We start from the raw sequence: 14,323 nt of genomic DNA on the forward strand, positions 1-14,323 counted from the left end.
TCGCTGGCAGTATGAGCAGGACATAGCCAGCAAATCCGCTCAAATGGCCTACTACGAGCAGCGTGTAGAGTTGCTGAAGTTAGTTGAAGCATTAGACGATACTGACAGCGCCAACATGCAATTGCTGCGTAGTGCCGAACATGCAAGCAAGACCCTGGGGCTATTGAACGAACAGGATCTTGATCTGCTCACTGCCGCAATAGATAAGGCGCGTTCGAGAATGGAGGCTCTGAAAGACTCGGCATCAGACACGCTCAGCTCATTGCTGGATGAGCTGGACGAGTACGAAGGTCGTCAAGCCGATATTGAGAAGCGCCGTTATCAACAAGAGTTGGCCGATATCAAAAGCCAGCTGGCGGAGGCTGAAAAGACAGGCGACAGGGAGCTGCTTGATCAACTGCGCCGCGCCGAGCAGACGCTGAACAAAGTTTACAAGTATCGCACTGAGGAAGTTAAAGCCCAGCAACAGCAACAGCAGAACCAGCGCGACACCCAATCAAACCCCACTTCTACCCAGCAGCAAGCCCAAACAAAACAAACAACCAGTCAGCCCAGTTTCGGCAATAGCTATAACGCAACGCTGACTCTGATTGTTGAAGGGCGCCGTACACAACTGGATACCAATAAAGATCAGTTGGACGAGCTGCTGCGTTCTATCGAGAAAGCAAAACTGACCCAGGGGGGCTAATGCAGCGCATTGACACCATCATCCCAGAGCACCAGCAGTTGCTCTGGTTGAACCAAAACGAACAGCAGCGAGTTCAGGCTGTGGCTGAGCGCGGCGGGAATGGGTCCCTGATATACGAGCAATTTGTTTTGCCTGGCGGGTTCCCCTTGATTATCGGCACCGCAAACTCGGGAATGACCCGCGCAGATTTTGAAGCGCTGCAACAGCACAACTATTCGACCCTCACCCCGTTTGAATTGGAACTCGATGGCAACAGCTGGAATGTGATCTGGGATAACCGCGATGGCCCGGCTGTTGTCGGCGCGGATCTATTCCCAACAGTCGGCGGCGACTCGCTGCTGAGCAATGTCGTTCTTAAATTCCTGACTGCAGAGGCATAGCATCGTGATTAATCGGAACAATCTGATAGTTTACAAACCCGAAAAGCTTGGCCAGAACGAAGATGCCGGGGGCCAGCGTACTCTTAACCCCATTCGGTCAGGGATCCTGAATGAATTATTCCGGGCCATTTCCGATGTTGATCACGCAGAGGCCGCCATTGATATCGCCAAAGCGTTTCCGTCACTGGTCACCCAGGACACGGCAACACTGCGCGGGGCGCATGTTTTCTGGTCTTCGCCCCCTCAGGATCCTCTGGTCAATCTGTTTCTGGTGGAGTCGCCAACCCTGGATGATGCCAGCCGCATGCCGGAAATGGTTAACGCCATTGAGTCATCGGTTACTGCCGGTTCACTGTTTCGATCCGGGGCGCCCGGGTTCCTGCCAAATCAAAACTCTTTCAGCCGCGAATATTTGGAAAGCATTTACATGCTGAACGGCAAAGAATACGTGCGCCGGATAGATCTCAGGGTAGGGCAGATCATTGCCATTTCAACCGAGTATGAGGGCCAGGAGGATAAGAACTGGCCGCGCCGCACTCATTACGCCATGGTGACTGAAACCAATGCCCCGGGTAACAACATCGGCAACATAGTGTTTGACCCGCCGATAGATTTTGCGACCCCTGAGCATGACAGGTTGATCAACGGTGAGGCCAACTGCACCAAGCTGCGCCTCACCAACTCGGCCGACAATGTGATTTTCCACGGTGTCACTAAGCTAACGGCCCCCGCCGCTTCCGGCGATAACAGCCTGGCGGTGAAGGAAACCAAGCAGCAACTGCTGCCTGCGATTGTTACCGAGCAAACCAAGGCGGGGATCCGTATCACTGCAGGCGATAACAGCATTGTGCGCAAGATAGTGACTACCGCCGCCAGTGGCGCCCAGAGCTACAGCTGGCCCGCTGTTGATGTGCTGCAGGGTGAAAACCAGAACGTGGATTATCAGCCGGTGATTAGCTTCATTTCCGGCGGCGTGATCTACGGCAACGAGGAAGCAGTGGTCACGGTTGGCACGGGTGAAATTGCCGCGACACTGACACGCAAGCCGGATTTGGGCTCGGAAGTGTCATGTGCCTATATCAGCTCGGATGTGTATCAAGAACACATGCTGGCTGACCCACTGCCCCAGGGTGCGATAATTGCAGAAGGCAGCTTCTTTGGTAACGCCAACGAAGAGTCAAACGGATGGGCCGCCAAGATTACATCAGAGAAAGATAATGCTCTATACAGCTTTAACACCAGAGTTGCGATTGTTGACTATGAGGGCGGCATAGTCACATTTGAACAGGGATACAGTGACCGTGACCTGCAGTTTTTGATCCGCAGCCAGGTAGGCGAAACAGAGTGTGCCTTTAATCTCAACTCTCAGGATCCTCTGCTGGACTCGCTCTATATCCAAGTGCAAGCGGTTGCCGGTTCACTGCTCAGCGCCAGCGGAAATAATGACGGAACGGTAACCGGCGCCGGGGTAAACGGCACTATCAGCAACGGCCTGGTAACCCTGACGTTTGATCAGCCGGTAAACCTCAGCACTCTAACCTATGACCTCACTGAACGTGTGCGGCTCTTGCCGCCGCCGGAAATGTATGGCCTTAACCCGCTGAGGATCCCCGGCGGTGGGCAGGTCGATATTTTCCGCAAGTTCGGCACTGTCAGCGTTCAGCACAGCAACTTTCAGCCTGTTAATAACCCTCAGGCAGGGCAAACGCTCAACGTGCGCCAGAATGCCCGTTTTGTTGATATTACGGATGCCGATGGCCTCAGCCTCTGGACAGTAGACGATCAGCATTTCGAGCATGACAAAGAAACCGGCGTGGTAACAATCCAGAGCGCGTTCCCTGGCTTCACCGCGCCTTTCATTCTGTCAGACACCATTGGCGAGCTGGCCATGGTAACCGGAGTATCAGATAACTCTTTGCTGCTCGCCGGCCAATTGAAAAATGACTATCAGCTTGGCGCCACAGTATCGAGCATTCTCAAACTTGGTGAGCTGGAATCCCGCATTGGTGAAGTGCGCGATATGACCGCCTGGGACGGCAACTGGGATCAAGACGGTGCGCCAGCAAACGGCAGCTTGAACGTGATTGAATACCCCATCGAAGTGGTAAACGAAAGCGCGGTAAATGAAGACTGGGCACTGGTGTTTACCGGCTCAGGGGAAACTTTCAAGCTCATTGGCCGCGGTCGGGGCCAGGTGGCCACTGGTGACATTCATCAGGAGTTCAGGCCAATAAACCAAGCCACAGGATTACCGTTCTTTGTTATGCCTCAGGGAATATTCGGAGGCGGCTGGCAACCGGGTGAAGCGGCCAGATTCCAGCAGTATGCTGCATCAAAACCAGTTCAAGCCATTCGCTCAGTCCAGAGCGGCCACAGCCAGATAACCGATGATAAATCTGTGCTCAGCTTCCGTGGTACCGAATCTTAATCAAAGTCTCAGCCCGACTTGGCCTTAATTTGGAGTTTATCAAATGTCTTTACCAGTAACGGTTTACCGCTGGGACGATCCCGGCGCACCTCAGCTGCAAAATAGAACTTATGCTGAATGGATTGAGATCCTTCGCAAGTGCTTGGTTGATGGATATGGCACCAAACAGCCTGCCGGGTGGAGCGTCATTTTGGACGATGCCGCAAATAATTACATGATTTTCAAAACTGCTGACGCTGTACCTGGCTATCCTGGTGGTTGCATGTGGTTGTCTTCAAGGTTTAAGGATGGCCGCAATAATGAAAGTATGCAGGTAAGAACAGCTCCGGCAATATCATTGTCCAATCCTGATTGGGCTTCTGTTCCGGGTGTCAGTTACCTTTATTCTTGGGGTGGGTCTTATGCTACAAAGTGGATCGTTATTGCCACTGCCGTTTCGTTTTACATCCTGACCAGCTCAGACTATAAGCCGACAATGGCGCAGGGTACCTATGAACATCCAGCATTCGGCATAGGGAGTATTGACAGCTTTTACGTCAATGATGTTAACGGATTCGGGGTTCTTACTTATCATCAGAATTCAGACAACATTACTTCTTCATGGCAGTTTGGGCTTGGTTACGCCAGCAGTACTTCAATTATTGGAAGATTTGGCCAGGTCACAGGTGAAGATACCAGAAAAGATCATGAGATAGCTCTGTTTTTTTCAGCAGCGCTATCTCCTAGTACAACGCACAATGGTGAGGGCTCGCCAAACCCAATATACTCGAAAATGGCCATAGTCATTGACGCATATAGTGCATCAAGTACCGGCGACACATACAAGGACTCAGAGGGAGTATTATTCAAAGATAGTTTGTTGCAGCCTCAAGTAAGGGGGCAGTTACCTGGGCTATTGGTGAGTTCATCGCCAGCATATTCCGATGCTATTTTCCCGGTCACCAAAGTGATTAATGGGGTAGAACACTATTTGGTCCCCAACCCACATAACGGAGCTTGCCAATACTGGATTAATGCGGAGTCATGGTATGAGTAAAGTGCTTGTAGCTTCATTAGATAAGACTATCCCCCGCAATATGTCGAAACTGACCATTGTTAACGCCGATGCTGCGGCAGAGAGATACATGGTTCTTGACCGTGATACCTGCAAGGTATTGCGGGTCGGTGTGTTTGGCAGTTCCCACGACAGAACGCTGATATTTTCTCCAAGATATCAGCACACAAACTCAGTGATACTGATGATACTGGATGATGACAAGCAATATGCTGCCGAGGTTATTGACGGCATAAAGCTGGAGGCTACTGACGCTAATATTCCAGTAGTGTAAGGATAACCGATGAGATTCAGCAAAGCATGGATCGAGCTTCAATCGCCGGTATCACCAAAATTCGATAAGGGCGGGGTAACCATCACATTCAGCCGACCATGGCAGAATGTGACTTCACCCGTTGAGATAAAGTTTGGTGGTGATATCCCACCGGATCCCGGGCCGGATATTCCAGAGCCGTCTCTTGGCGCCGATATTGCTATTCGCTGGATCCACAATCACCAGACTGAACAGCAGCTGCAGCTGCCTATGGTTGGGCCGCACACTACGGCCCAGCTGGCACTTAGCTGGCAGAGCCCGACGACCATTTCCGACCGGCTGCAGGTTTACTGGAGCCAAGGCAGGCAGCATGGTATTGAGGTACTGGCAAACTGGCAAAGTAAAGATGCTCTGCAGCATTCAACTGCAGTTACCTGGCGCTTGCCGGTACCGCTGCAGACGGCCGCCGGTATTCGCTGGTTAAACCCTGCCGCCTGGCAAGCCATTTGGCAGCTTGGATGGAAAGCGCTTAGCAGTGTTTATTTACCTCAGCCTATTGCTTGGGCCTTTGGTATTGAATGCTATGGCGAAACCGAGATCACCTACAGCTATGAAGATCAGCGCGGCGCAGAACCTGCCATAGCTTGGGGGCCACATCGTGGCGTTTGGATTTGCTCTGATGCCTACCTGCCACCTGAGCCAGGGCCAATCACTATCCGTTTCAATGAGCCTTGGCAGGACTACCAGAGCCCAGTCAGCTTGAAGTTCAAGCCAAACCCACGGCATTGCTATTGGGATGATGGCGGCGGCTTGATAGATGCCAATCCGGTTCAGCCACCGCTTGATCTCAAAGTCCCCATTGAACCACAGATCCGGAGACTGTATTTAATGCAACCGACACTGACCTGTCACCGCCTCTCTGATAACCGCGAGCTGGTTATTACTGAATGCAGCATAACTGACAGCCGCAGCCAGTTTGTGACCGCTGGCAGTATCAAGTTTTCAAGCAAAGTGGATGCGCTGCTTGCTGTTGATGAGGTGCTGCGTATTGGCATTAACGGCTATGAGTTTTACTTGCTGGCCGAGGCGCCGAGCAGCAGCGAAGCCTGGGCCTCTAACAGCTACACCTCGGCAGCCAGGGGCAGGGCTTCTCAGTTGGCATGGCCATGGAAGCGAGAGATCAGTTACCACAACCAAGCGGCCCGGTCATTCGCCGGTTGCCTGAGCGATATTGTGGCCAACAGCGGCTGGAGCATTGAACTGGCGCCCCAGGTAACGGACTTTGTGATCCCAGCAGGTGTTTGCAATATCTCTGGTAAAACGCCGCTTGAGGCCGTGGCCGAGTTGGCTGGGCTGGTTGGCTGCATGGTGGACCCGGACGAAGATAACAGCAAACTCAGGATCCTGCCGCGCTGGACCTATACACCCTGGAGCATGGCGGCAGCAACTGCTGATGTTAACCTGCACGATGCGGTGATCTTCAATCACAGCGAGCAAACAGAACGGGGCCAGCAATGCAATGCAGCTTGGGTGCGCGGGGAACAACAGGGGGTGTCTGTAGAAGTTCGGCTTAATGGTACCGCCGGTGATGAACCAACAGACGATATCAGCAACATGCTGATTGTCGATACTCAGGCCGCCAGGTTGGCAGGTACCAATGCCATTGCCGATTCTGGTACCAAGCGCCGAGTCAGTATCAACACCACAGTGATGGCCGACTTGCCGCCGCTGCGCCCCGGCCAGCTGATTGGCATTACCTGGCGCGGTGAAGTCTATAAGGCGCTGTGTGATACCGTGACCATCAGCGCCAGCATGAGCAGTAGCGGCCTGACAGTGCGCCAGAACGCTGGTTTAATCAGGCAGGGGGCATAATGCTGAAACAACTGAAACGTGAGCTGCTGCCAGCGCGGGAGATAGCCAAGGTGAACGCCGAGAATGCCGATGGCACAGTGACAGCAACAACGCGCAGCGGTAAAACATTCCGGGCAACCGGCAGCGGCAATGTTGGCTCATACGTTTATATTCAGGATGGTCGGGTACTGGGCCCGGCGCCTGACTTGCCGCACTCGCAAATCCTTGTGTAGACTGAAACAGATCAAGGAGGAACAGCAGCATGAGAACGATAGCGCTAATATTGGCCCTGGGTTCTTCGGCAGCATTTGCAGAGGTGTACGAGTGCGAGCCTGGGGTTTTCCAAGCAGAGCCATGTAGCATTGACAGCAAGCCGTTAGAGCTTCGACAAGGATCCAACGTTGAATACCGGGTCCCACCTAAAGTGGAATATGAACCTGCGGTGGAAGAAAAACCTTCCACAGACATGACCAATAATCACCCTTGTTATGGGAAAAAAATACCACGTGATGCAATACGTTGGCGGCATTTGGCTATTTGTATGACCGAGAGCCAAATGCTGAGTATTGCTGGGCCTCAGCAGTACAACGTTTATGAGTATTATAAAGACGGTAAGCATTACAAAGAGTATCGGTTCACCGAACCCCGTTATGGATTTCCGTCTTATGCGATAGTGGAAGGGGGATATGTGGTCGATCCTGGTGGCAGCAAGAGTTTTTCTAACTCCCAATAGCAACTAACAGCGTCAGTTACTAACCCCGCAATACACTACCAATTGGCATCACTTACCAATGATCAGCTGTAAGTGAAGGTTAAGGAAGATCGGGGGGAGGCGGGCTGAATCCCATGACACAAATGGTCTATATAAGTGGTAAATGAGTGCTGTGTACATTGGTGAGTACATTTTAGAAAGGCTTGTCTTTAAAAATCTGATTTTAATCAATGCTTTGTAGTTTTATGTTTCATAATCATGCCAGAATATGGAAGGCTGAGGTTGGGCTTGACTCATGCTGATGACTTTGGCTCTGTAGACAAAAGCTTATCTTAACATTTTTTTACGGAAATGGGATTTTGCCGGCATTATCGCTGGTATTTCGGTTAAAAACCGCCCTTGGTGAATCGATGGCCTCTGGTTACAATAAGCGGCCTGCCGGCAGGGACAACGAGGTTCGGATTACCCGAAGGGATGCAGATGTACAGTCAGTTTTTCAGTTCACCCACCATAGTCAATCTTTCAATGCCGACCAGGTTGTGCCTCAGCCTGCCAGACAGTGTCAGTGATTTTGTGTTGTCGGAGGCCTTGCGCTCGCCGCTGCTTGAGTGGGTAATGCTTGAAGGAGAAGACAAGGCTTCGCAGGGGCAGTTTATTTTGAGGCTGCAACCTTTTCTGACTCAGCAGTTGCTACCCTTGGAATCCGTCAGGAAGGATGGAGTGTCGCGCACGGCAGGTCAGGGCTTTAGACTCTACTCTGAAGTTGGAACCAGTACTTCAAGTTGCATCGCTGCCCTGAGGCAGGGAGTGTGTCTCGATTTATGGCCGGGGCAGACATTTCTCTGCTCGTTACAAACCGGCAGATTCGAGCTGCTGCCCCTGGAGCAGGATTTGCGTTTGTCACAGGAGCCAAGAGAGATCATTCTGGCCAAGACAGCGTTGGCTGAAGCTCAGGATTATCAAGCCAGTGGTGAAAAGTTGGCGGTGCAACTCAGTGAAGTGACTCAGGCTCGAATCAGGCTGGAACGATACCAGCAGGCGCATGGGGCTAAATTGCCTGAAGGCCTGCTCAACGAAGTTTGGCATCTGCTCACAGGTCTATCCCAGAAACGTCAATGGCTGCTGCGATGTTATAATCAGTCGCTTGAGCGTCCCAATTACCGCCAGAGTGCCAACCATGATGGCACCGAAGAAAAGCTCAGGCGCGCGCTTGAGTGCTATGAACTCTTGTCATCGCCGGAGCTCAATACCATGGTCAGGCAGTTGACCGACGAAGAGTAAAACCACCTTGGGCTGCAAAGCCCAATTCTGATGGAAGTAATGCATGACTTATATTTGTCCCCTGTGCCGCAGCGAGTTGGTGCAGGACGGAAAACAATGGCGTTGTGGCCAAAACCACAGTTTTGATCAGGCAAAGGAAGGCTATGTCAATCTGTTGCCGGTGCAGAAGAAAAACTCCCGCGATCCCGGTGACAACAAGCAGATGATGCAGGCCAGGCGCGCTTTTTTGAACGCCGGCTATTATCAGGCTCTCAGCGACAGGGTCAACGAGCTGGCGCTGGAGTATGGCAAGGGACAACCCGAGATTTTGGATCTGGGCTGCGGTGAAGGCTACTACAGCGAGCGTTTGCAACAAGCTGTTGGTGGCGAACTCTATGGATTAGATATTTCCAGAACCGCGATTCGCTACGCCGCCAAGGCACATCCCCAGATGCGCTTTTGTGTGGCCAGCGCCTACGACATGCCTTATGCCGATGCTGCTTTTGAGCTCATGTTGCGTATCTATGCACCATCAAAAGATAAGGAGTTGGCGCGGGTGTGTAGGCCAGGCGGCATTTTTATCTGTGTATCCCCAGGCCCCAGACATCACTTTCAGTTGAAAGAGATCATCTACAGTGAGCCAAGAGAGCATGAGCCGACCAAGTCAGAGCTACCGGGTTTTGGTCTGCTGCATGATGAGCGATTGCAGTGGCCGCTAGTTTTACCGGCCGGGCAGGTTTGCAATGACTTTTTGGAGATGACTCCCTATGCTTGGAAGCTCAGCGCCGAACAAAAACAGCAGCTACAAGCTGAGGGATTGGGTTGTGAGCTGGATTTTTACATTCAGGTTTACCGGCGTAATACATAAGACGTAGAACTATAAGATAGGTTTCAACTTGTTACGGCAAATACTCGAAATTTAAGTAAAAAAAACCTCAAGGGCTCAATTAAGTTTGTTGACTTATCTCCAGAATGATTTATAGTCTACTTAGCTTGAAAGTTGGGCTTATTTTTATGTCTTCAATACGACCAGTTCGTCCTGTAAACATAAGTAATACCGGCATTTTCAGCTCCACCGCCGTTAAGGCTTAAAAGATAGTTTTATTTACAGGATTTATATCATGTCACAAGTAACTGGTGTAGTTAAGTGGTTCAACTCTGACAAAGGTTTCGGTTTCATCGAGCAAGAGTCTGGTCCAGACGTGTTTGTACACTTCCGCGCCATCAACTCTGACGGCTTCAAGACTCTGGACGAAGGTCAGAAAGTATCCTTCACTGTTACTCAGGGCCAGAAAGGTCCTCAAGCTGAAAACGTTTCTGTTATCGGCTAATCGCTTTTCGGGGTAACCCGAGCGATACAGTAATAAACCGCGTGAACCTACACTCTCAGGTGTAAGGAAGCGCGGTTTTTTTATGCCTTGATTTTTATGTATTGGCTTTTTATGTCTTCATAGTTAAGCCAGCTCAATTTCTATCTCTTCAGTCTTTTATCTCTTCAACAAGTGGTCTCTGGCTAGAGCTTTTGTTCTAATTTGTAGTGATCTCTCAAATTAAGATTAACTTATTTCAAGCTATTACTCTGTTTTAAAAAATATATCTTCATTTATCCCGATAACCGCAATTGAGTCTCTGATTTATCCGATTTTGGCAGGCCCTTGGTATGACTTCTGTCAGGCCCAAGCCACTCCTTACGAAAAAGAACGCACTTGTGCCTTTCCCAAGACTTTGTTGGTGAAAATACTCTGGGTGGTTCGATTAAAAAAGTAAAAGCGTGACACTAACCTGCTGTAGAAGAAAGAAAAAACCTATGCCAAGGCATAGGTTTTTTCGTGTCAGGGCTCGACTGGTATGGACGAGTGGCTGAGATTCAGATTCAGGCTGCGCCGTCGAACAGTGTATCTTCCAGTGTGCGGCCTCGCATAAGGCTGCGATATTGCCAGCCATTTTGCTTGAGTAGCTGCAGCAGTTCGATATCCAAGGTGTCCTTCTCCGGTTGGTAACGGATAAGGTAGTTTTGTTTGCCCTTGGCCGAGACCTCGTAAACACCTTCAAGGGCGTAGAGTGCCTCCAGCAGTTTTTCCTGATCACAGTGTTGCATCTGCAGCGTCAGATAGGCTTCGGCGCTGCTCTGCTGCATGGTGACCGACTGGCTCAGTTTACCTTTGTCCAGATATAGCACTCTATCACAGAGTTTTTCCAGTTCATCCAGATTGTGGGAGCTGATAATAAAGGTGGTGTCTGCGCTCAGGGATTCTACCAACTCGCGAATTTTGCGGGCGTTGGCGGGATCCAGTCCGGCCGTGGGTTCATCCAGCAACACCAGCTTGGGGTTGCCTATCAGCGCCTGAGCAATTGCGGCGCGTTTCCCCATACCATGACTCAGAGAGTTGGGTTTTTGATTGGCGACGTCCTCAAGGCCTACCAGAGCCAGCACCCGCAGGGATTCTGCCTTGGCTGCTTCAGCGCCCATACCCTGCATGCGGGCAAACAGGCTGAATTGAGTCAGCAGGCTGAAGCCGGGATCCAGGGCGGCGTCCTGGGGCAGGGCCGAGATCTGTCCCAAAAGTTCACTACTGCCCGGGCGCTGCCCCATCACAGTGATTTCACCACTACTTGGACGTATATAACCCAGCAGCAGGCTCATCAATGTGGTCTTGCCTGCACCGTTTGGGCCGACCAGGGCGATGGGACTACCGGGCTCCAGTTGCAAGTCGACGCTATCCAATGCCCGCTTGCTGCCGTAGAGTTTGCTCAGGCCTTTACAGTTAATCAGACTCATAGATCACCTCGCTGCATCATGGTGCGGCCTATTGCCAATAACCCAATGGTTTGCAGCAGTGGCAACCAAGCACTTGACAGTGCCGTTAGCGGCTGGGCATTGAGCATGGCATCTATCTGTGCTCCGGGCACCAGATAACCGATGAAAGAGAGCATGGGCAGCTGAGCATTGATAACCGCCATTACTATCATCATGGCGGCAAAGAAAAGCACCGCAAAAACACTGGCTAATCTGGCCGAGCTGGCCCAGAGTGAGAACAGCGCCATCAGGGCGGTGTAGGGCAGCAGGATCAATACCAGATTGAGTGTCATCATCAAGCCGGAAGTCAGCGCGGGTAGCACCAACGCCATATCCCGGCTCATGGCCAAAAATACGGTTGCTATGACTGTGATGGCAACCAACAGCAATTGGATCAACATCATGCCGAGGAAGCGGCCGAAGAAGAGGGCATCGCGGCCCGAACGCAGGCTGAGGAAGCGCAGTGTGCCGCGGTTTTTGTCCGAGGCGAACTGATCGCCGCAGATAAGAATGCTGAACATGGGGAACAGGTAGAGACTGATGACCCAATAGACGGCTTGCTCGGCAACCGGCCAGGCAAATAGTTGATCCAGAGTGCCTTCACCGAAGGCACCGGTAACAAAATGCTTGAAGTCCGGGTTCAACAGAAAGCTGGCGGCACCTCGGACCGGATAGGCGAGGATCAGCAGCCACACCAGGGCGAAAGCTATCATCGCCAGGGTGCCACGGCGGTGGAAAATGAGTTTATAGAGTTCAAATCCCGCGAGTTGCAGGGCGTTTTTCAGCCCTCCGGGATGAGTGCTGTGAGTTGCAGTTGTCATGTGGTTCCTTGTTTTGCTCCAAATATGGAGTCCTTGCAGCGACCGGAGCAAGCACTGGGTTGCCGATAAGACGCCAGCCTAACACCATGAGGCCAGGCAGGCCAACGCCTGGCCACTATTTCAAGCCGTAGCTGTCGTTTTTACGGTCAATTATGCCAGTTGCGCCTTAAGCTCGGCCAATTCATGTTTTAGTAAAGCCAGCTCTTGCTTCATTGTCGCCAGTTCTTGTTCAAGCAAGGCTATCCGGCTCTGGCTCGCCGTTTCTGGCTCTCTTTCGCGCTCACCTTCATGGTGAGCTTTAGCTTGATTGGCAATCTGGGTGGTATCTGCGCCGCCGGAACCTTCAGATACACCATCATTCTCGGTGAAGTTCTCGGCAAAGCGTATCTCACGTTTTCCAGGTTCCCTGGCCAGTTGGCGGATAAAGCCTTTGTCTTTCAGCGCCAATAGGGTTTGCTCCACTTGTGGCAGGCCGTCAAATTCAAACAGCCGCTGAGCCCGGCTTCTGAGTTCACCTGCGGTTTGGGCGCCGCGCAGCAGCAACAAACACACTATCGCCAGCTCGGCCGGGGAAAACTGCAGCTCGCCAAATTCTGTGTTGCAGAATCTGTGGCGGTACTTAATGACCCGGCTGCCAAAGCCGGATTGCTCACTCAGCAGACGTTTTTTACTCAGGCTGTCCAAGGCTTGCTGCACTTCAGACTCGCTCAGTTCCATCACGGGATCTCGGCTGGTCTTTTGATTACAGGCTTGGGTCAGTGAATTGAGAGACAGGGGATAAAGATCCGGAGTGGTGACTTCTTTTTCCAGCAGGCAGCCAATCACTCTGGCTTCGATGGCATTGAGTTGCAACATAATTGACAGTTCCATTCAAGGCAGATGTCGGCCAACTGACCGACATTTTACTCAGTGTTTTTGAGTTATATCAGAGCCTTGAGCCGATGTCGCGGTTTTCCTCGGCTGCGCTTGTCCTGAATAGGGCAGGCGAGTTATTTTTGCTCAATTCTTTGTTAGTTCTTTGTTCAATTACTGGTGTGGATACCGTCATCTTCAATGCGCAGTTTTCCGGCCTTGAACAGGCCGCCGATGGCTTTTTTGAAGGCCTTCTTGCTCATGCCAAGTTCGGCGTAGATCACTTCGGGCGAGGTCTTGTCGCTGTAGGGCAGGAAACCGCCGGCCTGGGCCAGCTTCTTCATGATCCGCTGTGATTGCTGATCCAACTCCTGACGGTCAGCCTTTTGCAGGGTCAGATCCAGTTTGTTGTCGTGACGCACCTGCTTGATATAACCCTTGAGCTTTTGGCCAAACTTCAGCTTACGGAACACCTCATTTTGATAGATGACGCCCCAATGCTTGTTGTTGACTATCGCCTTGTAGCCGAGATCTGTGGTACCTGCAATGATAAGGTCAACCTGTTGACCATTTTTATACCAAGCCGGGCTCTTATCGACAAACTTATCGATTTTGGACGAAGCGACAATCCGTTCGTCGGCGCGGTTACGGTGAACATAGACCAGGTAACTGCGGCCCTCTTCGGCCTGCTTGTGCTGCTCACCGAAGGGCAGCAGCAGATCTTTTTCCAGTCCCCAATCGAGGAAGGCACCGACCCGACCAATGGAAACCACCTTGAGATAAGCAAACTCACCCACCTGAGCCAGGGGCTTTTTAGTGGTTGCGATAGGCAGGTCGTTGGAGTCCAGATAGAGGAACACCTCCAACTTGTCGCCCACCTGACAACCCTTGGGCACCACTTTATTGGGTAATAACACCTGTCCCAACTCATGAGCGTTGAGGTAAACCCCGAAATCAACCTGTTTGACCACTTCCAGGGTGCAACTTTGACCTATTTCTGCCATCTGTTTTTGAACCTGATTAACTTTGTTTCAGCTGCGGCGGATTATAACGGATTGCGCTCACCTATGCCCGTGCCTTTTGTTAGGGATGTGCGAATAAGTCCTCGTGGCCTTCTCTTTTGTAGGGCGTGGCTTGCACAGCAATTGGCGTTCAAGGCATCTGACTGAAGGCATGCCGGGGCCTGTCGAAGTCAGACTTCCCTAAGTTTGAATAAGACTAAAGTTA

Annotated in this window: 14 protein-coding genes and 1 pseudogene; 11 read left to right on the forward strand and 4 right to left on the reverse strand. The window is 51.5% G+C overall.

What is annotated here, in order from left to right; translation table 11 throughout:
- From HCX89_RS11985 to HCX89_RS12035, 11 genes and pseudogenes are all read left to right on the forward strand, one after another.
- A pseudogene (locus HCX89_RS11985) lies at positions 1-688 on the forward strand (phage tail protein); the annotation flags it as partial.
- Complete coding sequence (locus tag HCX89_RS11990; RefSeq protein WP_167716181.1) at positions 688-1,068, forward strand: hypothetical protein; 381 nt, start codon at positions 688-690, stop codon at positions 1,066-1,068. The pseudogene HCX89_RS11985 and the gene HCX89_RS11990, both read left to right, overlap by 1 nt.
- Positions 1,069-1,072: 4 nt before the next feature.
- Positions 1,073-3,496: a hypothetical protein gene (locus tag HCX89_RS11995; RefSeq protein ID WP_345857453.1), complete on the forward strand. Its 2,424-nt coding sequence runs from the start codon at positions 1,073-1,075 to the stop codon at positions 3,494-3,496.
- Positions 3,497-3,539: 43 nt separating this feature from the next.
- Positions 3,540-4,532: a hypothetical protein gene (locus tag HCX89_RS12000; protein ID WP_167716183.1), complete on the forward strand. Its 993-nt coding sequence runs from the start codon at positions 3,540-3,542 to the stop codon at positions 4,530-4,532.
- Complete coding sequence (locus tag HCX89_RS12005; protein ID WP_167716185.1) at positions 4,525-4,824, forward strand: hypothetical protein; 300 nt, start codon at positions 4,525-4,527, stop codon at positions 4,822-4,824. The genes HCX89_RS12000 and HCX89_RS12005 overlap by 8 nt, the downstream gene beginning before the upstream one ends.
- Before the next feature lie 9 nt (positions 4,825-4,833).
- Positions 4,834-6,675, forward strand: a complete 1,842-nt coding sequence (locus HCX89_RS12010; protein ID WP_167716187.1) for a hypothetical protein — start codon at positions 4,834-4,836, stop codon at positions 6,673-6,675.
- Positions 6,675-6,887 (forward strand): hypothetical protein, encoded by a 213-nt coding sequence (locus tag HCX89_RS12015; RefSeq protein ID WP_025009603.1) that lies wholly within the window; start codon positions 6,675-6,677, stop codon positions 6,885-6,887. The genes HCX89_RS12010 and HCX89_RS12015 overlap by 1 nt, the downstream gene beginning before the upstream one ends.
- 29 nt (positions 6,888-6,916) lie before the next feature.
- Positions 6,917-7,387 carry a hypothetical protein gene (locus HCX89_RS12020; protein ID WP_025009604.1) on the forward strand — a complete coding sequence of 157 codons (471 nt, stop codon included), beginning with the start codon at positions 6,917-6,919 and terminating at the stop codon, positions 7,385-7,387.
- 459 nt (positions 7,388-7,846) lie between these two features.
- Positions 7,847-8,647 carry a hypothetical protein gene (locus tag HCX89_RS12025; protein ID WP_167716189.1) on the forward strand — a complete coding sequence of 267 codons (801 nt, stop codon included), beginning with the start codon at positions 7,847-7,849 and terminating at the stop codon, positions 8,645-8,647.
- 43 nt (positions 8,648-8,690) lie between these two features.
- Positions 8,691-9,494 carry a 23S rRNA (guanine(745)-N(1))-methyltransferase gene (gene rlmA / locus HCX89_RS12030; protein ID WP_044734369.1) on the forward strand — a complete coding sequence of 268 codons (804 nt, stop codon included), beginning with the start codon at positions 8,691-8,693 and terminating at the stop codon, positions 9,492-9,494.
- A gap of 253 nt (positions 9,495-9,747) precedes the next feature.
- Positions 9,748-9,957 (forward strand): cold-shock protein, encoded by a 210-nt coding sequence (locus tag HCX89_RS12035; RefSeq protein ID WP_025009607.1) that lies wholly within the window; start codon positions 9,748-9,750, stop codon positions 9,955-9,957.
- A 542-nt stretch (positions 9,958-10,499) separates the two neighbouring features.
- Here the strand turns inward: HCX89_RS12035 and HCX89_RS12040 are convergent.
- The 4 genes from HCX89_RS12040 to HCX89_RS12055 form a co-directional block, all read right to left on the reverse strand.
- On the reverse strand, positions 10,500-11,405 hold the full coding sequence (locus HCX89_RS12040) for an ABC transporter ATP-binding protein (protein WP_093983030.1): 906 nt from the start codon (positions 11,403-11,405) through the stop codon (positions 10,500-10,502).
- Positions 11,402-12,244, reverse strand: coding sequence for an ABC transporter permease subunit (locus HCX89_RS12045; protein WP_044734371.1), 843 nt, complete (start codon positions 12,242-12,244; stop codon positions 11,402-11,404). The genes HCX89_RS12040 and HCX89_RS12045 overlap by 4 nt, the downstream gene beginning before the upstream one ends.
- Positions 12,245-12,394: 150 nt before the next feature.
- Positions 12,395-13,096 carry a YceH family protein gene (locus HCX89_RS12050; protein ID WP_096141799.1) on the reverse strand — a complete coding sequence of 234 codons (702 nt, stop codon included), beginning with the start codon at positions 13,094-13,096 and terminating at the stop codon, positions 12,395-12,397.
- 170 nt (positions 13,097-13,266) lie between these two features.
- Complete coding sequence (locus HCX89_RS12055; RefSeq protein ID WP_096141686.1) at positions 13,267-14,100, reverse strand: S1 RNA-binding domain-containing protein; 834 nt, start codon at positions 14,098-14,100, stop codon at positions 13,267-13,269.
- Positions 14,101-14,323: the final 223 nt, after the last annotated feature.

The organism is Shewanella sp. Iso12, assembly GCF_012030025.1.
GTDB lineage: Bacteria > Pseudomonadota > Gammaproteobacteria > Enterobacterales > Shewanellaceae > Shewanella > Shewanella algae.